The organism is Aeromonas oralensis (assembly GCF_049665575.1).
Classification (GTDB): domain Bacteria; phylum Pseudomonadota; class Gammaproteobacteria; order Enterobacterales; family Aeromonadaceae; genus Aeromonas; species Aeromonas hydrophila.
The window spans coordinates 1,335,569-1,355,065 of the sequence record NZ_CP187186.1 but is presented as its reverse complement, the minus strand read 5'-3'; the positions used below and the strand labels follow the sequence as shown (position 1 = coordinate 1,355,065).

Below are 19,497 nucleotides of genomic sequence, written 5' to 3'. Positions count from 1 at the left end.
GCCACCGCCTCTGGCAAGACCTCTCTTGACCTTTGTCGAACCCTTTGACGAGAAGATCTATGTACCAACTCAATCTGGATATCGCTCACTTCCTCGAGCACTACTGGCAGAAGCGCCCACTGCTCATCAAGGGCGGCTTCACCGACTTTCAGGATCCCATCAGCCCGGACGAGCTGGCGGGTCTGGCCATGGAAGAGGTGATTGAATCGCGCCTCGTCACCCGCTTCAACAACAAGTGGGAGGCAGCCCACGGCCCCTTCGAATCCTACGATCACCTGGGTGAAGAGAACTGGACCGTGCTGGTGCAGGCCTGCAACCACTGGGCTCCCGAGGTCAACGAGCTGGCAGTGCCGTTCCAGTTCATCCCGGGCTGGCGTTTTGACGATGTGATGGTGAGCTTCTCCACCCCTCACGGCGGGGTCGGTCCCCACATCGACAACTACGACGTCTTCATCACCCAGGGCCAGGGCAAACGCCACTGGCGCGTCGGCGATGCCAAGCCCTTGAACGAGTTTGCCGCCCATGCGGCCCTGCTGCACTGCGAGCCGTTCGAGGCGATCATCGACGTCATCATGGAGCCGGGCGACATCCTCTACATCCCGCCTGGATTCCCCCACGAGGGCTACGCCATCGAGCCCTCCCTGAACTTCTCGGTGGGCTTCCGCGCACCAGATGCCAAGGCGCTTATCTCCTCCTTTGCCGATCACCTGATAGACAACGAGGTGCGCACCGAGCGTTACGGCGATGCCGACCTCAAGCCCCGCACCCGCCACGGCGAGATCCAGCCCCACGAGCTGCACCGTCTGCGCGAGCTGATGCAGCAGGCCCTAGATGACGAGACCCTGTTCAAGGAGTGGTTCGGCACCATGATCTCCGAGGCCAAGCACGATCTGGACGTCAATCCGGTGGAGCCGGACTACAGCGCCGAGGAAGTGGCCGACCTGCTGACCCAGGGCGAGCCCGCCATCAAGGTGCCGGGTCTGCGCACCGTCTGGTTCAGCGGCGAGAGCCAGCAGTGCTATATCGACGGCGAAGCCTGGACCCTGCCAAGCGAAGATGCGGCCGCCATTTCGCTCTTGTGCGACAAGGACATGGTCACCCAGGCCGACATGGTGGAGCTTGCCGATCAGGCCGGCTTCCTGCAACTGCTGACCCGCTTGGTCAACCGCGGCTACTGGTTCTTCAGCTGAGCTGACGGACAGAGATAAAAAAGGCGCCCGAGGGCGCCTTTTTGTTATTTGCAGCCTATTTGGATGCACCTGGTTTTCGTACATGGCCGCTTCAATAATGACGACTCATGGTAAAGCAATGGACAAGGGCGTCACCTCCCCTATTTCGGAATAAATGCATTCTTGTAGAAGGATCGGAATCCATTGTCCGGTACCTGAAACTCAACCCCGTTGTACAATGACAATGAGGCATCATCAGTCTTACTCATAATTGCGCCATAGCGGGCATAACCACTTTTGCCGTCGTGATACATAAAATCCATCCGCGAAACCAGATCGCTGGTTTTCTTGAACAACCTGCCAACAATCGGCGAGTCTGAGGACAGGGGATTATTGATGGTCCGCAGTAATTTCATACGGGAATAGTCACCATTGTCATCCCGGGTCAGCAGATAATGGTAGCGGGTCTCGGGAGCCTGCAGACCATTTAACCGATAGATCAAATTCACGTTGGTACCGAGTGCCAGTGCATTCAGGCCGTAGGTTATCGGTGCATCGCGCTGACCGACAAAGTCAGAGATTATCCTGCGCGCTACACCACCTTTCACTTGATAGATATGTCGGGTAGTGAAGATAAGGAACATGGTCTCATCAAGGCCATTGATGGCAACCACATCCAGCGGATATTCTTGCCACTCCAGATTTAATTGACTCGTCAGCTCATTGCTGTTTGTCGGGGCATCTTCCAGGTGAGACGTCAAGAAAGCGCGCGAAAAGCTTGAGTTGTTTCCCAGCGCCACAAATATCGCGGCGCGACTATTATTGCTTGACTGACTCTCAACGGCATGCAAACAGGTCTGCAAATCACTCCCTGGCCGCCAGTTACTGATTGGTGTGGTGGCTCCCGCAGTGAAGAAATTCGATATATTTCCGTAACCTGGCTTCTGAATATTGGCAAAGTTATAAATCCTGCCATTTCTCGGCGAGGTTACCAGAGCCCCTGGCTGAGTATAAATCGGATTATCATGATCAGCGATACTTGGGACATAATCCCAATCGGTATTCATGGTCCTTGCATCGAATGCGCACACCAGAGTACGCTTCCAGTAACTGGATACCCGGCAAATATATGCACCAAGATCTTCATACTCAAGTCCCCGTGGCTTAATATATTCGTTGGTATATCTCGCGATCGGTGTAGGTTTGATCTCTTCTTTTTTAAGTAACGTGTAGATCCACTGGGCAATTGCCACCACTATGCCTATCACCGCGACAATGATACCCAAGGGGCCGGCAATGGCAAACCCCATAAAAGAGGCAATGGCGACACCAAACGCCACCGTGGCGACCAACATATTGATTGCCGCAAATATAATATCCCCAATATCGCCGCCCTCGACAGCCTGATACAGGTTATACGCGGCCAGGGCCGCCCCCAGTGCCGCCAAGCCAACAAAACATATATTGATGACTCGAGTAATATTTTGCGTGGCGAGAAACATCTTGCTGGCGATCTGTCGCTCTACCACATTCGTGAGATGCTGACCTTTGGCGGTAAGGTTGCTCAAGAATTGACTGAATTTCCCCATATTAATGGCAATGCTATTGATGATGCCTTCACCATTGCCATAAATAAACATGGTCACTTTATCAAGGAACCGGCCGAGCTGGATCAGATTCAAGGTCACATCAAAAAGGGCTGCCCCCAACTCCATCAAAGGAACAGGGTTGTTCCATTCCTCTCGATCGGTCGCCGTCAACCAGGTAAAGTTGCCCACCCCCAGCAACAAGGTGAACATGGAAAGGAACGAATCTATGGGGAAGGCAGCGGGAGCCACACCGGAGAAGGCTGTGGGAGCCATACTGCCTGTCGTCCCTGCCAGAGCAGGATATCGTTGAAGAATACGCTGCCGAGCCCCTTCATCCTGCAAGGTACTCGTTCTCAAGCTCATATTATTCAGTTCATTCCAGAAGCTATCCGGACTATTCTGGTTGAAGAAACTGTTCCAGAAGGTGCGCTGAGTACCGCTTTCATTTCTCAGCAAGGTCACCACATCATCAAAATTTCTCCTGTTGGCCAGGACAGTGTATTTCTCGCTTTGGTGACCCCAGCTCATGTTCATGGCAAACCCGCTATAAACAGATCCCGTCATGGTACGTTCAAATTTTTTCAGCTCATCTTCGGTGATGCGACGACCGGATGAAATATTGAGCGCTCTTACTTTGTTGATGGTGTTGTACACTTGCCACATCGCCTTTTCAAACGATGAGCCTGACCCCAGATACTCCTGAACTTTAAAAGAACTGATAAGCTCGTCTAACACCTCATTCTTGGAGTAGTGCTCGATAAGTTGACGAGCCCAGAGTTCTCCTCCTGCTTTGTAGGCGGTTAACTTTCCATTTTGACAATAATGGGTGGCGACAGAATATAGCTGATCGATAATCTCCTTAAACTGCGCCCCCTTTTCTGCTTGCTTGATATTCGCATTTACCTTCACCATATCCCAAGAGTTATACAGCTTCCGGTCAGCTACTGTGACATTGGTTTGCTTGCTATATGAGTTCTGTAACAGGCCACTCACGTACTCAACCATATTATCGGTAAAATAGCGTCGATTGCTGCTGTAAATAGCATTGACCGAGCTGATGCCATCACTCATTGTCAGCACATTATTATTAGGCTTCATGCCAGGACCTAATGCTTCGCTTAATGAGCTGTTCTGATACTGGAATTCGTACTTCATCAACTCTTGAAACATCACCTGGGCAAGATATTGCGCTTCATCTGTTTCTTGTACAAAGTTGACCCGATTTGAATCAATGGCGGGCTGGTTAGACGCCATCACATAAAAATTTATCGCATCCAGTTCAGCAAAATTGCCATTATTCAAGACAGCAATGGCTGCCTTCACCGGGGCAGGGAAAACGCTGCTGGCAGCCAGACCAATCAGCGACATGGAGGAAAACGTCAGAAAATCACGACGTCCTTGTGAAACCTCACGATGGATTATTTCTGAAAGTTTTTTCATATAATATATCCCTATCAGTGCTCAATTTCTTCCAGATTGCCCGATATTTTCAGGCAATAGCTGGGCAGGCCATATCATCATGACCGAGCATATGGTTGTTGTTCTTGGATGTAAGATGAAGACAGGTTACCACGTCAGCATTATTGATATGCAAACGAGAGCAACTCTATCGATATATAAGACAAGGATGGGTATGAATAATTAAAGCCATGGCAATCGCACCAGGCCTCCTTGTTTATATATTCAACAACCTACCTTTACATCCTCATTTGAGTCAAACATTAATAATGAGGTCAAACCAAAAAATGTTACCCGCTAGACAAAAAAAGATCTTTCTGATAAAAAAATTGTAACAAGAAATTGCAACAGAATACTCCGGAAAAAGCAACGGCCAGCCCTCAGGCAGCAGACTCCATATTCAAAGAATATGGTGGCGCGCTCCATATATCCCGACACGGATTCAAGAGATGTTTGTTCAATGACATGGGCGCGGATACGCCCAGGATGATGGAGTGGAGGAGCACAACGACTCATCGCTATTCAAGGGGAAAGGCGCAGCCCCTGCTGTTCATGCAGATAACAAAACGGCAGCTCGCGGGCTGCCGTTTGCATTGCTCATTGTTCTTCGGGAAGCTCATCAAACAACGGGTGGTAGAGCACTTCACCCTGCATCCCGGTCAGGCCGCCTTCCTGCAGCTCCATCGCCATGAAGCAGTCGGCGGGCACTTCGTAGATGCAGTGAAGGCCGAACTCGCTGGCGGGGCGAAAACCGAAGCGGCTGTAATAGGTCGGGTCACCAAGCACCACCACCGCCTTCCAGTCCATCTCCAGCGCCGTGTCCAGCCCCTCGCGTACCAGATCCGACCCTATGCCCTGCCCCTGCCAATCGGGATGGACCGCCACGGGCGCAAGACCGAGCCAGGGCCCTTCCATGCCGTTAATGGTGATCGGGCTCAGCATCAGGTGCCCCATGAACTCGTACTCCTCCTCCTCGACCATGGTCACCACTGCGGCGCCACATTCGCGCAGGCGGTTGACCAGTTCGGCCTCGTCGGAACGGCCAAAGGCGGCGCTCACCAGGTCATAGACCGGCAGCATGTCGCCGGGGCGCTCGGTTCTCAGCATACAGCGTTACTCCTCGTACAGCAGAGCGGGCATTATTCCACAAACTGACCGCCGCCCTGAGCACCTTTGTCGAGAAATGGGAGGGTGGACTCAGGAAACCGCACGGCCAGCAGGTGCAGCACGGTTTGCAGATCGCTCGATTGCAGGGTGGTCATGGCCGCCCGATAGGCCGCAAACAGCTCGGCATCCGTCTGCTCCAGCCCGCTCAGCGTCTGGTCTGGGCCGCGATGCCAGCGTCCGGCCAGCTCATCGATGAGGGCGGGCAATTCCACCAGCAGCCAGAGCTGGTGATAACGGCGGCTGACACCCTCCCCCTGTTTGTTCTCGCCGCTCGCCCGGCGGGCCAAGGTGCCCAGCCAGCCGAGCCGCTGACGCCGCTCCGACAGCGTGAGCGGCGCCGGCCCCTGGCGCTGCAGGCTGGCCAGCTGCTGCAGATAAGCCAGCCCTTGCTCTTCAAAGTCCTTGAGCAGCAGTCCCCGGTACAGATAGAGCTGGTCCGGCTCGGCCTGCGCCAGCGCCTCTTGGTCGTGATACTCCACCGCCAGCGGCCCGTCACTCTCCGGCTCGGGCAGGGAGTCGACAGCCAGTCCGCTTTCTGGCTCCGGCTGCGCCAGAAAGAGGGCCAACCGCCTCGGTTCATCCTCCTCAGCGCCTGCTTGCAGGATGGCCGCCACCACCCGTTTGTCGGCCAGCAGAGGGGCCAACTGCCGTGTCAGCGGCGCCGCCAGCGTCTGGCTTCGCTCCAACTGCCAGTAGCTCACCTCGCACGGCGGCTGACCACTCAGCTCGCGCCGACCGCAATAGCGCATGCCCAGCTTGGCCATCACCCGGCCGGAGGCCAGGTTGCCAGGCATATGGCGGGCGGTCAGCACTGGCAATTGCAGCCGCTCAAACGCAAAGACCTTTACCAGCCGGGCGGCCCGGGTCGCCAGCCCGCGATTTTGCCAGGGCACGCCCACCCACCAGGCGAGCTCGCCATTCCAGTGCAGCGAGATCACCCCCACCAGCGGCGCCTGGCCCTCTCCCCCCGGCAGGGTCAGCGCCCAACTCCAGCCCAGCCCAAGCGCCGCCTTGCGCCAACAGCCGGCCAGCCAGTCGCGGGCCGCCTCCGGCGGGTAGGGATGGGGGATGTTGAGGGTGTAGCGGGCGAGCGCCGCATCGCTGCAATAGCGCACCACGTCGGCCTCATCGCGCGCCAGCAGGAGACGCAGTTGCAGGGCTGGCCCCGATGGCGAGGCGGGCTCGGCCAGCACCGGCACCGTCAGGCGGCGGGCCAGCAGGCGGTTGAGCACCGCGCCCAGATCGTCTTGCGCCGTCAGCGTCAGATCGGCGCCCTGTGGCCCCAGCGTCAGCAGCCCTTCCTCCCGGGCCAGGGTCAGCAGGGAGGCCGAGCCGCTGATGAGGATCTGGCGGCTCGGATCCCTCGCGGGCTGGGCAGGCAAGTCACCATCCAGCCAAGCGGCCAGCAGCGCGCTGGCCGAACGCACGCCATCGGGCGGACAACAGGACCAGAGTCCGCTGATGTCGCTCGGCAAACCCTCATCAGCCTTGCTCTGCAGCAGCAGCCAGCGGCCGCCCTGCCGTTGCCAGGCCTGCAGCACCGGCGCCCAGTGGGGCTGCCACAGGGCCCGCTCGATCAGCAGCTCCATCAGCCGGCCTGGCAGGCAGCCGGCAGGCTCAGGTGACGGGGATGCGCCTCGATACGGGCGATCCAGGCCCGGATGGCAGGCCAGCCCTGCAGCGAGAAGATCCCCTCCTCCGCCACATGGGTGTAAGCGTAAAGCGCGATGTCGGCGATGGTCGGGGAATCACCGCACAGGTAGGGACTCTGCTTGAGCTGCTGCTCCAGCACCGCCAACGCCTTTTCGCCGCCGGCTTTGAGCCCGTCGAGGCGTGCCTCCTGAGACTCCGGCCGCCCCAGATAGTGCACGATGAAACGGGCTACCGCGATATAGGGCTCATGGCTGTACTGCTCGAAGAACAGCCACTTGAGCACCTCGGCCTGCTGACGCGGCTCGGTCGGCCACAGGGGCGAGCCCTGCGCCAGATAGAAGAGGATGGCGTTGGATTCCGCCAGGGTATCGCCGTGGGCCAGCTCCAGCACCGGGATCTTGCCGTTGGGGTTGATGGCCAGAAAATCGGGGGTACGGGTCTCCCCCGCCAGCACATCCACCGGCACCCAGTCGAGGGGCAGTTCAAGCCAGCGCGCCAGCAACCAGGGCTTGTAGCAGTTGCCGGACTTCAGGTCACCATACAGACGCATACAGACTCCTTGTCAGCGGCAGCGGGCACTCAGGGCGCCAGCCGCTCGATGTGCCAGCTTTCCCCCTCGCGGGTGTAGTAGAAACGGTCGTGCAGGCGATGCTCGCCCCCCTGCCAGAATTCGACTGTGTCGATCCGCACCCGAAAACCGCCCCAGAAGCTCGGCAGCGGCACTTCGCCATTGGCAAACTTCTGCTTGAGCTCGAGGAATTTGGCCTCCAGCACGCCGCGCGCCGAGATACGGGTCGACTGCTGGGAAACCCAGGCGGCGATCTGGCTGTCCTTGGGGCGACTGTGGAAGTACTTCATCACCTCGAAGGTGCTCATCTTCTCCACCCGGCCGGTCACATGCACTTGCCTATCCAGCGTGTGCCAGGGAAACAACAGGCTGATGCGGGGGTTGCCCTCCAGCTGATGCGCCTTGCGGCTCCCCATGTTGGTGTAGAACACCATGCCCTCGGCATCGTAGTGCTTGAGCAACACGGTGCGCTGCCAGGGCTGGCCGTCGGCATCGACGGTGCCCACCACCATGGCGGTGGGATCGGTCAGCTTGGCTTCGCACGCCTGGGCCAACCACTTCTCGAACAAGGCAAGAGGCTCGGCCGGCAGATCGGCCCGGTGCAATCCACCCCGGGTGTATTCGCGGCGCAGATCGGCTACATCCATCATCTTGATTTTCCTTCTCTCTTTGCCGCCCATGCGGCCATGCGTGCTGGCATTGTGCGACGAGCACGCCATGGGTACAAGCCTTGTGACCGGCAAATGACGGCTGCAAAAAAGAGGGAGGCTCACGCCTCCCTCCCTTGGTATAACCTTCGTACGCTCTTGGTACGCCATGCCCGCCGGCAGGCTTATTGCTCGCCAGAGGCAGCGGGACAATGCGCCAGCATGCGCCGGTTGTAATCGGCCGCATAGGCCGCCAGCTTGGCCTGGGCCTCTTCCTGCCCGGGCTTGATGACATCCCCTAGGCCATCGAGGTAGCGCACGCCGCAGCGCGCCTTGGCCGAGGCCTGCTGCTCCGGCGCGATACCGGGCGCCACTTCGCCGCGCCCGGCCCGCACGATCAGCCGGTAATCCTGCTTGGCCAAACTGGCGCTGACCGCCTGCTCCAGGGTATCAGCATCGACCTGACAGCCGCCAAGCAAGGACATCAGCACCAGCCAGCCAGCCCTCATCCGCGCCTCCGTTGCCAACCCAGCAGGGCCAGCGCCAGAGTCCAGAGACCGAGGGCGCCACCACCGCCGCCGCCACTGCCCGAACTGCCGCCGCTTTGGACGACCGGCAGCTTGGCCGGACTGATGGCGAAGAAGATGTTGTCGCTGCAGGCCACCTTCAGGCGTGCGGCGCTGGCCAGATCCGCCGGCAGGGTGACGGTGGCGGCGCCGCTGTTGGGTTGGCTGACCGCCAGATTGCTCCAGCTGGTTCCCTCGTTCTGGGTGATGAACAGGTCCACCTTGCTGCAGCTGATCGGTGCCAACGTGGTGCCGGCCACATCCCAGCTGACCGCCTGGCTTGCCCCCGGCGTCAACGCCACCCCAAGCGGGGCGGTCAACCGGAAGGCGCTGCCGGTGTTGACCACCTGGACCTTCATGTCGTCGCTGGCGACACCGCCCTTGCCGTCACGCACCGTCAGCCGGAAGTTGAGATCCCGGTTGGTGGTGGGCCAGGCTTCGCCCTTGGCGAGCGTACCCGAGAGCAGGGAGGGCAGGCTCGGCAGGATCCGCTCCGGTGAACTGGTGGGGGAAACAAAGCGAAACAGCGGCCGGCTGCCGTCGTCCACCATGGTGGCCGGACTGCTCGACTCCGTGCCCAGATCGATCTGCTCCCAGGTGTAGGTCAGAGGATCCCCGTCCAGATCGGCGCCGGCTCCCTTGAGCACGAATGGCGTGTTGGCCGGAATGATGCGGCTGGCCCCGGCCGCCGCCTGGGGTGCATTGTTGGCAAGACTCAGAGTGGTGCCGCAGGCCGGCACGGTCGCCATGTGTGCCCGCATCTGCTCGATGGACTTGCTGTGGAAATAGGGATCGCTGTGGGGCTGGATGTTCTCGTCCCCGCAGATCCCGGCATAGGCCATGATGGAGGTGCCGCTGCCCGGCTCCCAGGCTTGGGTCGCCTCCCGATTGCCGCTGCCACAACTGTTGGTGGTGCCGTTGAAGGTATGGTCGGCGCCAAACTGGTGGCCAATCTCGTGGGCCACGTAGTCGATAAAGAAGGCATCCCCCACCGGCGTGGCCGAGCCGGTCATCCCCTGCGAACGAGTGGCGGTACAGAGCGCACCGAGGCTGGCCAGCCCGCCGCCCCCGGTATTGACCACATGGCCGATGTCGAACGGTCCAAGCGGCGCGCTAGGCAGGGTCTGGGCATTGGCCTGCACCACGCTGTTGATGTCAACGTCGGCATCACCATTGGTGAAGGGATCGCTGGCCGGATCGGTAAAGATGATGTTGTCGTTGCCGCTGGCCAGCTGAAACTCGGCCCCCACATCGCGCTGGTACACCTCGTTGACCCGGTTGAGCAGGGTGGCGATGGCGGCGGTGGCCAGCACCTTGGAGCCACCGTGGAATTGGGTGTACTCCCCCGCTGCCGAGATGGCGATGACGTAACGCTTGCGCACGTTGCCATCCACCTGCACCTTGTGCGCCAGCGCCCTGCTGGCCTCGCTGCCGATAACCTTGTCGGCTTCTTCTTCCAGCCGGCTGTAGGCATCCTGCTGGTAATAGACGGCATAACCGTCGGCATTGCGCAGCGGGTCGACGAACACCGTCTTGCCCTGATGGGTGAACATGGCGTGAAAGCCCAGCGGCCCCAGGTCAAAACGCCCCGTCTCTACCGGTGCCGCCGGGTTATGGCCCTTGAAGGTCAGGATCTCGGGAAATTTGGCAGCCTGATCGGCCGGCAGCAGATCATAGGCCTCGAGGGTGAAGGTCACCTCTCCCCCGTCGGGCAACGGCAGGGTCAGCGAACGCGCCCCGGCCTGCAGGCCGGCAAAATAATCGATGGGCACCTTGGCGACCCGAAACTGGTTGGCCCGCACTTCATAGCCGTCGGCGGCGCTGGCGCGCGCCGCCACCGTGTCCCACTCCTTGGCCACGAGGCCACCCGAGCTCATCAGGCTGGCTATCACCAGCGCCAAGGGAGAAAATTTCATCAACTGCATCTTTTTAGTCCTTTTAAATGCACTCACCCAAACTGCAACTGACATCATTCGCCTGCCGCCCTGCTTAGTCCAGCACCACCTGGCGGATATTCCCCGAATGGGGAGTGTTGCACCAACCCTGTCTAGCCCCTATCATTGCGCGGATTTATCAGTTTTTGAGCCGCGTCACCATGACGACGGTTCGTCTTTATCTGACCAAGGTTAATCTCATGCTCAAATCCCCACTGTTGCCCCGTTTCGGGGACCTGGTCGTTGCCATTGTTGACGATGTGCTGGGTCAGGGTCTCACCCTGGACCGCGCCTATGCCCGTCACTTCTCCGGCATCGAACTCAAACCGCAAGAACAGGCAAGGATTGCCCTGGTCACCGGCGATCTGCTGCGTCGCCTCAGCCTCTATTGCGCCCTGACCGGCATCCAGGTCCGTCAGGCCGAGAAGAACGTCTGGCCACTGCTGCACAGCTGGCATGCCTTTCACAAGATAGCTCAACCCAACCATCCGACGCTGGATCGCTTCAATGAAGAGGCGTTTCGTCGCCGTCTGACCGAAGCCAGGAAGAACCCGGTGCTGATGGATGGCTGCCCGACCTGGCTGGAAAAACTCGGCAGCGAGCAACTGGGCGAAGCCTGGCCTGCCGAGCGTGCCGCGCTGGCCTGGATGCCCAAACGTTACCTGCGGGTCAACAGCCTCAAGTGCACCCGCGAAGAACTGCAGGCCGCACTGGCCAAAGAGCAGGTCACTACCATTCCAGTGGAAGGGGTCGATTCAGCCCTGCAAGTGACCTCGGATGCCGCCCTGTTTCGTACCAAGGCCTTTGCCGATGGCTGGTTCGAGCAGCAGGATGCCGGCTCCCAGCAAGTTGCAGCCGCGCTGGAAGTGAGCCCCGGCATGCGCGTCATCGATGCTTGCGCCGGTGCCGGTGGCAAAACCCTGCATCTGGCCGCCATGATGGAGGGCAAGGGCCGCCTGCTGGCGATGGATGTGGAAGAGTGGAAGCTCGAAAACCTCAAGCAGCGCGCCCGCCGCGCCGGGGCCCACAACGTGGAAACCCGGGTGATCACCAGTAGCAAGACCGTCAAGCGCCTCAAAGAGAGTGCGGATCGCGTGCTGCTGGACGTGCCCTGCTCCGGCCTTGGCGTGCTCAAGCGCAATCCGGATGCCAAGTGGCGCGACACCGCCGAGCGGCTGCCGGTGCTGGTTGCCCTGCAGGCAGAGATCCTGCAGCGCTACAGCCAGATGGTGAAGGTGGGCGGTCTGCTGGTCTATGCAACCTGCTCCATCCTGCCGGAAGAGAACCGTCAGCAGGTGGACAAGTTCCTCGCTGCCAATGAAAACTACCGTCTGCGGGATGACCACACCGTCAGCCCGGCCGCCACCGGCTTCGATGGCTTCTACATGGCACGCATCGAACGCATCGCCTGATGCCTGTTGTAAGATAAAGTTGTGAAATAAAAAAGGGGAGCCAGCGGCTCCCCTTTTTGCATGATGCAGATGCTGCCTTATTCTGCGGTGGCGTCATCCTGCTTGTGTTTGGCGGCAGTTTCCTTGATCAGGGTCTGCAGCTCGCCTGCCTGGAACATCTCGATCATGATGTCGCAGCCACCGACCAGCTCACCTTCCACCCACAGCTGGGGGAAGGTCGGCCAGTTGGCAAACTTCGGCAATTCGGCGCGGATATCCGGGTTTTGCAGGATGTCGACGTAAGCAAACGGCTCGCCACAGGACATCAGGGCCTGGGAGGCCTGGGCAGAGAAACCGCAGCTGGGTAGCTTGGGGGAACCCTTCATGTACAGGATGATGGGGTTTTCAGCCAGCTGCTGTTTGATCTTTTCAATAGTTTCCATAGGTGCCTCACTAGAGCGATTTCGGCGGCCATTCTACTGCAATCCGGGCAGACCACAAACTGGCAAACCACCTCGGGTGCAAGAAGTGATGAATCAATACGCCGCAGCTTGATCCGGATCATGGCGAGAATCAAGAGTTGTTAGCCCATCTTTGATGCTGGTACAATCGATGGGCTTTGGGCCATCTGGCCCCCTTATTTCAAGAACAATTCTTTTCAAGATAGAAAAGAGTACGCAATGTCTTGCAACCGTCGCCTTCGCACGGCCAGCCAATGGAGAGTAGAAAATGGCATTCGAACTTCCCGCTCTGCCCTATGCAATCAATGCTCTGGAACCGCACATCTCCCAGGAAACTCTGGAATACCACCACGGCAAGCACCACAACACCTATGTGGTCAACCTGAACAACCTGGTGCCGGGTACCGAGTTTGAAGGCAAGTCTCTGGAAGAGATCATCAAGACCTCCACTGGCGGCATCTTCAACAACGCCGCCCAGATCTGGAACCACACCTTCTACTGGCACTGCCTCTCCCCGAACGGCGGTGGCGAGCCCACTGGCGCCCTGGCCGATGCCATCACCAAGGCCTTCGGCTCCTTCGCCGAGTTCAAGGATGCGTTCACCAAGTCTGCTATCGGCAACTTCGGTTCCAGCTGGACTTGGCTGGTGAAAAAGGCTGACGGCTCCCTGGCCATCGTCAACACCTCCAACGCCGGTTGCCCGCTGACTGAAGCCGGTACCACTCCGCTGCTGACCGTCGACCTGTGGGAACACGCCTACTACATCGATTTCCGCAACCTGCGTCCGAAGTACATGGAAACCTTCTGGACCCTGGTCAACTGGGAATTCGTGGCCAAGAATCTGGCTGCCTGATAGCCCCGTTCTTGCTAAAACGCCCCGCTCTTGCGGGGCGTTTTTTTATGCCTGTGCAACAGCAGAGACGAAAAAGGCGCCCGCAGGCGCCTTTGTTACGTTACTCGAGCCGGATGCGCTGGCATCACTGGTCGATTTCATCCAGATAGTCGTCCAGATTGCTGTCATCTTGCTTCTCCTGCTGCTCTTGCTTGAGCTCGGTCTGACGACCGGTCACCTTGTTCTGGTTGTACTGCAGATAGAAGTCCTTGGTCAGGGCATAAGGATCGAGCGCGTTGTCGATGATCCGCTCCTGATCGATCAATTTGGAGCGGGTACCCAGACCATCCAGCGCCCAGTGCACCACCTTCAACGGGAAAGTCAGCAAGGCATAAGGGAAATACAACGTATCCACGGTATCCCCCACCAGCTTGCGGGTGGTGGTCGGGCCGTACACCGGCACCATCAGGTAGGCGCCATCACCGATATCGGCACGACCCAGCACGGTATTGAGCTCCAGCTTGTTGCGCGCCAAGCCGGCATGCTTGGCCACATCGAAGATCCCCAGCAGACCCACTGTGGTGTTGAGGGTGAAGCGACCCAGGTTGGTGCCCGCCCCCTTCAAATCGCCGGTGATGAGATGGTTGACCATGCTGCTCGGCTCGTTGAAGTTTTCCACCAGGTTTTCGATGCCGTCCTTCATTCCCTGCGGAATATAGCGGGCATAGCCGTGCACCACGGGACGGGCCACATAGGGCTCCAGCACATCGTAGTTGACGGCCCACATGGCCCGGTTGGCGCCCTGAAACGGGTCACGACCATCGCTGGCCGTGCTGGTCGCACCAGGCCGGCTCGGCGTCTCCTTGAGGTCAAGGCTCTCGGGCCCCTGCTTGGGCGGGCCGCCAGCACAGCCGCCCAGCAACAAGGCCACCATCAATGCCCCTACACGCACATACATATGGAAGTCCTAGCTTTTTATTGTGATTAATCTGAATTATAGGCAGCCCGGCCCCATCGAGGAGCCGGGCCAAAGGCGTATTAGAGGGCGTGATCGATGCGGATGTCAATCGGCGCTGAAGGAATCGAACCGGTCGCGACCGGAACGGAGACGCCTTCAAACGCCCCTTCCTTGTTCATGACGTTGCCGCCACGGGAGAGGCGCGCCTTGAACTGCAGCTCGGGGTAGGCAGCCAGCTTGTTGCCTTCCATCATGGCGTCACCGTCACCCAGCGACAGGGTCAGCGGGAAGTGCGGCCCCGGGATGCGCTTGACCGCGATGGGCATGGGCGGTCCGTTTGGGATCACCGCAAACACGAACAGATGGGCATCTTCCGGCAGTGCAATGCCATCGGCCAGCGTCACCTTGAGCGGGAACTCGCCGGCCTTCACCTCCAGCACCTGGTCAGAGGCCACGTTCTGCCCGCTAGCTTCAGCCGGCACGACCGCACTGGCCATGCCGCGCTTCTTCAACTGCTGCTCGGCGTAGTCGATGGAACGCTCCACCATGGTGTAACGGGTCGAACCCTTCTCCATCAGCGGCAACATCTCGCGCCAGCGTTGCAGGGCGGTCTTGAAGTCCTCTTTTTGCAGCGCCATGAAGGCGTAGACGGAGCGAGCCTCGATATTGGCAGGATCCTGGGCAATGGCCACCCGCAGCAGCTGATCGGCCTGCGCGTCATCCCCTGTCATCATCAGCGCCTGGGCGTAGGGCACCGCCACCATCGCCTTCTGTGGAGCCAGCCCGTAGGCCCGCTCCAGCGCCTCGCGGGCCATCTCGGGATCATTGCCATCCAGTGACAGCCGACCCAGCAGCAGCCAGCCGCGGTAATCGTTCGGCTCGTCCTTCAGGCGGGTGCGCAGGGCCAGGGTGAAGTCCAGCAGATCCTGCTCGGTGACCTCGGCGTCCCGCTCCACCAGGATGCGGTTGCTGAGCTCGCCCAGCCGGCTGTTGGCATCCTGCCAGCGGCTGACCTCCTGCCAGGAGCCGAGCTTGTAGTAGAGCCCCAGGCTCACCACCAGCAGCACCAGCACACCCGGGATCCAGATCATGCTCTTGCCGCCGCGGGCGGTCTGCTCCACGTCGGGGATGTCATCCAGCAGGCTGCGTTGCAGCTCGATCAGGGTGTCATGCTCTTCCGCCAGCACCCCTTGCTCGCGCTCTTCCCCGATCTCCAGCAGACGCTGGCGATAAAGCTGTTTGTTGAGGGCCGAGCGGCTGATGCTCTGCTTGCCCTCACCCCGCCACAACGGCAGCACCAGCGCCAGACTCACCAGCGCCAGCAGGGCCGCGATCACTATCCAAAATGCGGTCATTGTTTCTCTTCCTCTTTGAGCAGGGCAGCCAGACGACGCTGCTCCTCCGCGCTCAGGGCGCTATCCGCCGGCGTAGCAGCCGCGGGACGACGGCGACTGCGCACCACCACCATGACGACACCGATGACGATCACCAGCAGGGGGCCGAGCCAGAGGATCAGGGTCGACGCCATCAGCGGCGGGTTGTACAGGATGAAGTTGCCGTAACGGGCGACCATGTAGTCCACCACTTCCTGCTTGTCCTTGCCCTCGCGCACCATCTGGTAAGTCTTGTCACGCAAGTCCTTGGCCAGGCCCGCGTTGGAGTCGGCGATATCCTGGTTCTGGCACTTGGGGCAGCGCAGCTCCTTGGTCAGCTCGCGAAAGGTCTGCTCTTGGGCGTCGCTGTCAAAGGTGTAGACATCGATGGCGGCCAGCGCCTGGCCTGCCCCGCCCAGTCCCGCCAGCAGCAGCAGGGACGCAATAAACATTCTCATCAGGCTCTCCCTCACTTCATGGCGTCATAGATGGGTTTGAGGGTGCTGGCCCACACCTCGGGGTTGACGTCCCCCACGTGGCGATAGCGAATGATGCCCTGACTGTCGATGAAGAAGGTCTCCGGCGCGCCGTAGACCCCCAGATCCAGCCCCAGCATGCCGTCGGGATCATAAAGATTGATCTGGTAGGGATTGCCGAGCTCCGCCAGCCAGTTGATGGCCTTGGCCCGTTCATCCTTGTAGTTCATGCCGACGATGTAGATCCCCTGCCCCGCCAATTGCTTGAGGTAGGTGTGCTCCCCATAGCAGGTCGGGCACCAGGTGGCCCAGACGTTGAGCAACATGGGGCGCCCCTTGAGGATGCTCCTGTCATGCTGTTTATTGAGGTCATAGATGTCCTGCAGGGTGAACACGGGCACCTCCTTGCCCACCATCACGGACTCGAGCTTGGTGGGATCGGAGTAGAGCCCCTTGAACAGAAACACGGCCCCCAGCAGAAACACGATGAAGGGGATCAGAAACAACCAGGTCTTCTTGCTCATGCCTTGGCTTCCTCGTCACGGCGACCGAAACGGTAGCGCTTGTCCAGCATCGCCAGCACGCCGCCGATGGCCATGAAGACGCCGCCGAACCAGATCCAGCGTACGAAGGGTTTGTAGTAGATCCGCACCGCCCAGGCGCCGCTGTCGAGCTGCTCGCCGAGCGCCGCGTAGAGATCCCGGGTGAAGCCGGCATCGATGGCCGCCTCGGTCATCGGCATCCGGGTCACCTTGTACATGCGTTTCTCCGGCTTGAGCAGGGCGACCTGCTTGCCGTCCTTGTGCACTTCCAGCACGCCCTTGAAACCGTCGTAGTTGGGGCCGTTCTTCTCCTTGATGCCGGTGAAGACAAACTCGTAGTCGGCAAACTGGACCCGATCGCCGGCCTGCATCCGCAGATCTTTCTCGATGCTGTAGTTCTGGGTACAGGCGATGCCGATGATGCTGACCGCGAGGCCCACGTGGCCCAGGATCATCGCCCAGTGGCTATTGCCAAGGCGGCGCACGCCGACGGCGAAGCTGTGCTTGTGGGTGGCACGCACCCAGGTCTCCTGCACGCTGGTCACGATGATCCAGGCGCCAAGCCCGATACCGAGCGCAGCCCAGGGCTTGAACTCCTCGGCCAGCAGCAGCGGCAGCAAAATGGCGGCGGCCAGGCTCAATACCAGCGCCAGCACCACCTTGCCCTTGAGCTCGCCCAGCTCCTGACGGCGCCAGCGAAACAGCGGGCCGACCCCCAGCAACAGGGCGAACGGAATGATCAGCCAACTGTAGATGTGGTTGAAGAAGGGAGTTCCGATGGAGATGCTGCCAAGCCCCAGCTCCTTGTGCACCAGCGGCAACAAGGTGCCGAGCAGCACGGTCAGCAGACCCGCCACCAACATGATGTTGTTGCACAGCAGCAGGGTCTCGCGGCTCCACAACTCGTGCTTGCCGTGGCTTCTCACCTGGGAACCCTTGAAGGCAAACAGCAGCAAGGATGAACCGATTACCGCCAGCAGGAAGCCCAGAATGAACAGGCCACGGGTCGGGTCGGAGGCAAACGCATGCACCGACACCAGCACGCCGGAGCGCACCAGGAAGGTACCCAGCAGGCTCAGGGAGAAGGCGGAGAGCGCCAGCAGCACGGTCCAGGCCTTGAAGGTGGCACGTTTTTCACTGACTGCCAGCGAGTGCAGCAGGGCAGTACCCGCCAACCAGGGCATGAAGGAGGCGTTTTCTACCGGATCCCAGAACCACCAGCCGCCCCAGCCGAGCTCGTAATAGGCCCACCAGGAGCCCAGCACGATACCCAGGGTGAGGAAGACCCAGGCCGCCATGGTCCAGGGACGCGACCAGCGCGCCCAGGTGGCATCGAGCCGACCTGTCATCAAGGACGCGATGGCAAAGGCAAAGGCCACCGAGAAGCCCACATAGCCCATATAGAGCATGGGCGGGTGGAAGATGAGACCCGGGTCCTGCAACAGCGGGTTGAGGTCACGCCCATCCACCGGGAAGTAAGGCAGAGTGCGAGTGAAAGGATCCGAGGTGAACAGCACGAAGGCGGTAAAGCCGACCGAGATGAGGCCAAGCACGCCGAGCACCCGCGCCACCGCGTCGAGCGGCAGGCGACGGCTGAACATGGCGACGGCCGCAGTCCAGCCCCCCAGGGTCAGCACCCACAGCAGCAGAGAGCCCTCGTGGGCGCCCCACACCGCAGAGATGCGATAGGCCAGCGGCAGCAAGCTGTTGGAGTTGGTGGCCACGTACTGCACGGTAAAATCGTTGTCGATAAAGGCCCAGGTCAGGCACAGGAACGACAGCAACAGCAGCAGGAACTGGGCATAGGCGAGCGGACGGGCCGCCGACATCATGCCAAGGCGCCCCCATTTGGCCCCAAGCAGCGGATAGCTGCCCAGCAACAAGGCGGTGGCGAAGGCCAGGATCAGTGAAAACTGTCCCAATTCAGGGATCATGGCTGAACTCCTTTCAAATGAGCCGCAGCACGACCCTGTAAACCGGTTTGAAAAGGTGAAAACGGTGCAAATGCTGCCGGGCTCATTGCTTGCTCCCCTTCAGCTGCGCCTCGGTATATTCCGGCTTGAAGTGCATGCCGTTGGTGGCATCGGCCACTTCCGGCGGCATGTAGTTCTCATCGTGCTTGGCCAGCACCTCGAAGGCGGCGACCGTGGTTGCATCCTTGAGGGTGCCCTGGGCGACGATGCCCTGCCCCTCGCGGAACAGATCCGGCAGAATGCCGTCAAACTCGACGGTCACCAGATGCCCGCCGTTGTCCACCAGCTTGAAGGCCACCTTGAGGCTCTGGGGATCCCGCTGTACCGAACCCGGTACCACCAGACCGCCGATGCGCAGGCGCTGTCCCTCTTCCGGCTTGATCTTGTCCGGGCCCTTGCCCTCCACCAGCTCGCTCGGGGTATAGAAGAGATCGATGTTCTGGCTGAGGGCATAGAGCACCAGGCCGATCACCGCGGCAAGCCCGGCACTGATCGCCAGGATGATGGTGAGGCGTTTCTTGCGTCTCGGGTTCATAGGGTGTTCTCCATCTGCTGGGCCGCCTTGCGGCGGGCCTCACGCGCCTGCTTGTTGCGCAGTTCACCGAGCAGGGCGCGGGTTTTCATACGGGTGGAAATGACGATGCCGACCAGGCAGAGCAGGGTCAGACCGAAAGAGAGCCAGACGTAGAAGGCGTAACCGCCCATCGCCAGAAAGTCACTGAATGAGGCAAAGTGCATGC

General features: G+C 60.0%; 18 protein-coding genes. 3 read left to right on the top strand and 15 right to left on the bottom strand.

Going from position 1 to position 19,497, the window contains the following annotated elements; translation table 11 throughout:
• Nucleotides 1-59 precede the first annotated feature (59 nt).
• On the top strand, nt 60-1,190 hold the full coding sequence (locus ACPDZI_RS06610; protein ID WP_438834222.1) for a JmjC domain-containing protein: 1,131 nt from the start codon (nt 60-62) through the stop codon (nt 1,188-1,190).
• A gap of 140 nt (nt 1,191-1,330) precedes the next feature.
• On the opposite strand, the gene ACPDZI_RS06605 is transcribed toward ACPDZI_RS06610, so the two are convergent.
• The 7 genes from ACPDZI_RS06605 to ACPDZI_RS06575 form a co-directional block, all read right to left on the bottom strand.
• Nucleotides 1,331-4,198 (bottom strand): hypothetical protein, encoded by a 2,868-nt coding sequence (locus tag ACPDZI_RS06605; protein WP_438834221.1) that lies wholly within the window; start codon nt 4,196-4,198, stop codon nt 1,331-1,333.
• Nucleotides 4,199-4,813: 615 nt separating this feature from the next.
• A complete protein-coding gene (locus ACPDZI_RS06600) occupies nt 4,814-5,323 on the bottom strand; it encodes a GNAT family N-acetyltransferase (protein ID WP_039215280.1) in 510 nt (169 codons plus the stop codon).
• A 32-nt stretch (nt 5,324-5,355) separates the two neighbouring features.
• Nucleotides 5,356-6,972, bottom strand: a complete 1,617-nt coding sequence (locus tag ACPDZI_RS06595) for a GNAT family N-acetyltransferase (protein ID WP_438834220.1) — start codon at nt 6,970-6,972, stop codon at nt 5,356-5,358.
• Complete coding sequence (locus ACPDZI_RS06590) at nt 6,972-7,586, bottom strand: glutathione S-transferase family protein (protein ID WP_438834219.1); 615 nt, start codon at nt 7,584-7,586, stop codon at nt 6,972-6,974. Before ACPDZI_RS06590 ends, ACPDZI_RS06595 begins: the two co-directional genes overlap by 1 nt.
• Nucleotides 7,587-7,615: 29 nt before the next feature.
• The gene (pdxH, locus tag ACPDZI_RS06585; RefSeq protein ID WP_146062195.1) at nt 7,616-8,254 is read right to left on the bottom strand and encodes a pyridoxamine 5'-phosphate oxidase; all 639 of its coding nucleotides are present in this window, start codon (nt 8,252-8,254) and stop codon (nt 7,616-7,618) included.
• Between the two features lie 182 nt (nt 8,255-8,436).
• A complete protein-coding gene (locus ACPDZI_RS06580; protein WP_076361236.1) occupies nt 8,437-8,760 on the bottom strand; it encodes a hypothetical protein in 324 nt (107 codons plus the stop codon).
• The gene (locus ACPDZI_RS06575) at nt 8,757-10,742 is read right to left on the bottom strand and encodes a reprolysin-like metallopeptidase (protein ID WP_263675872.1); all 1,986 of its coding nucleotides are present in this window, start codon (nt 10,740-10,742) and stop codon (nt 8,757-8,759) included. The genes ACPDZI_RS06580 and ACPDZI_RS06575 overlap by 4 nt, the downstream gene beginning before the upstream one ends.
• A 209-nt stretch (nt 10,743-10,951) precedes the next feature.
• On the opposite strand from ACPDZI_RS06575, the gene ACPDZI_RS06570 reads away from it, so the two are divergent.
• Nucleotides 10,952-12,163, top strand: a complete 1,212-nt coding sequence (locus ACPDZI_RS06570; protein WP_438834218.1) for an RsmB/NOP family class I SAM-dependent RNA methyltransferase — start codon at nt 10,952-10,954, stop codon at nt 12,161-12,163.
• Between the two features lie 77 nt (nt 12,164-12,240).
• Here the strand turns inward: ACPDZI_RS06570 and ACPDZI_RS06565 are convergent, their stop codons facing one another.
• On the bottom strand, nt 12,241-12,585 hold the full coding sequence (locus ACPDZI_RS06565) for a Grx4 family monothiol glutaredoxin (protein ID WP_168965964.1): 345 nt from the start codon (nt 12,583-12,585) through the stop codon (nt 12,241-12,243).
• 286 nt (nt 12,586-12,871) lie between these two features.
• Here ACPDZI_RS06565 and sodB point away from each other — a divergent pair, with 286 nt between their 5' ends.
• Nucleotides 12,872-13,456, top strand: a complete 585-nt coding sequence (sodB, locus tag ACPDZI_RS06560; protein WP_011705306.1) for a superoxide dismutase [Fe] — start codon at nt 12,872-12,874, stop codon at nt 13,454-13,456.
• Between the two features lie 124 nt (nt 13,457-13,580).
• Here the strand turns inward: sodB and ACPDZI_RS06555 are convergent, their stop codons facing one another.
• From ACPDZI_RS06555 to ccmD, 7 genes are all read right to left on the bottom strand, one after another.
• Nucleotides 13,581-14,393 (bottom strand): MlaA family lipoprotein, encoded by an 813-nt coding sequence (locus ACPDZI_RS06555; protein WP_016350065.1) that lies wholly within the window; start codon nt 14,391-14,393, stop codon nt 13,581-13,583.
• 80 nt (nt 14,394-14,473) lie between these two features.
• A complete protein-coding gene (gene ccmI / locus ACPDZI_RS06550) occupies nt 14,474-15,748 on the bottom strand; it encodes a c-type cytochrome biogenesis protein CcmI (RefSeq protein ID WP_438834217.1) in 1,275 nt (424 codons plus the stop codon).
• Complete coding sequence (locus ACPDZI_RS06545; protein WP_011705303.1) at nt 15,745-16,224, bottom strand: cytochrome c-type biogenesis protein; 480 nt, start codon at nt 16,222-16,224, stop codon at nt 15,745-15,747. Before ACPDZI_RS06545 ends, ccmI begins: the two co-directional genes overlap by 4 nt.
• 11 nt (nt 16,225-16,235) lie before the next feature.
• On the bottom strand, nt 16,236-16,766 hold the full coding sequence (locus ACPDZI_RS06540; RefSeq protein WP_005298853.1) for a DsbE family thiol:disulfide interchange protein: 531 nt from the start codon (nt 16,764-16,766) through the stop codon (nt 16,236-16,238).
• Nucleotides 16,763-18,718, bottom strand: coding sequence for a heme lyase CcmF/NrfE family subunit (locus ACPDZI_RS06535; protein ID WP_060388876.1), 1,956 nt, complete (start codon nt 18,716-18,718; stop codon nt 16,763-16,765). The genes ACPDZI_RS06540 and ACPDZI_RS06535 overlap by 4 nt, the downstream gene beginning before the upstream one ends.
• A gap of 82 nt (nt 18,719-18,800) precedes the next feature.
• Complete coding sequence (ccmE, locus tag ACPDZI_RS06530; RefSeq protein WP_011705301.1) at nt 18,801-19,292, bottom strand: cytochrome c maturation protein CcmE; 492 nt, start codon at nt 19,290-19,292, stop codon at nt 18,801-18,803.
• Nucleotides 19,289-19,495, bottom strand: a complete 207-nt coding sequence (gene ccmD, locus ACPDZI_RS06525) for a heme exporter protein CcmD (protein ID WP_011705300.1) — start codon at nt 19,493-19,495, stop codon at nt 19,289-19,291. Before ccmD ends, ccmE begins: the two co-directional genes overlap by 4 nt.
• Between the last annotated feature and the right edge of the window lie 2 nt (nt 19,496-19,497).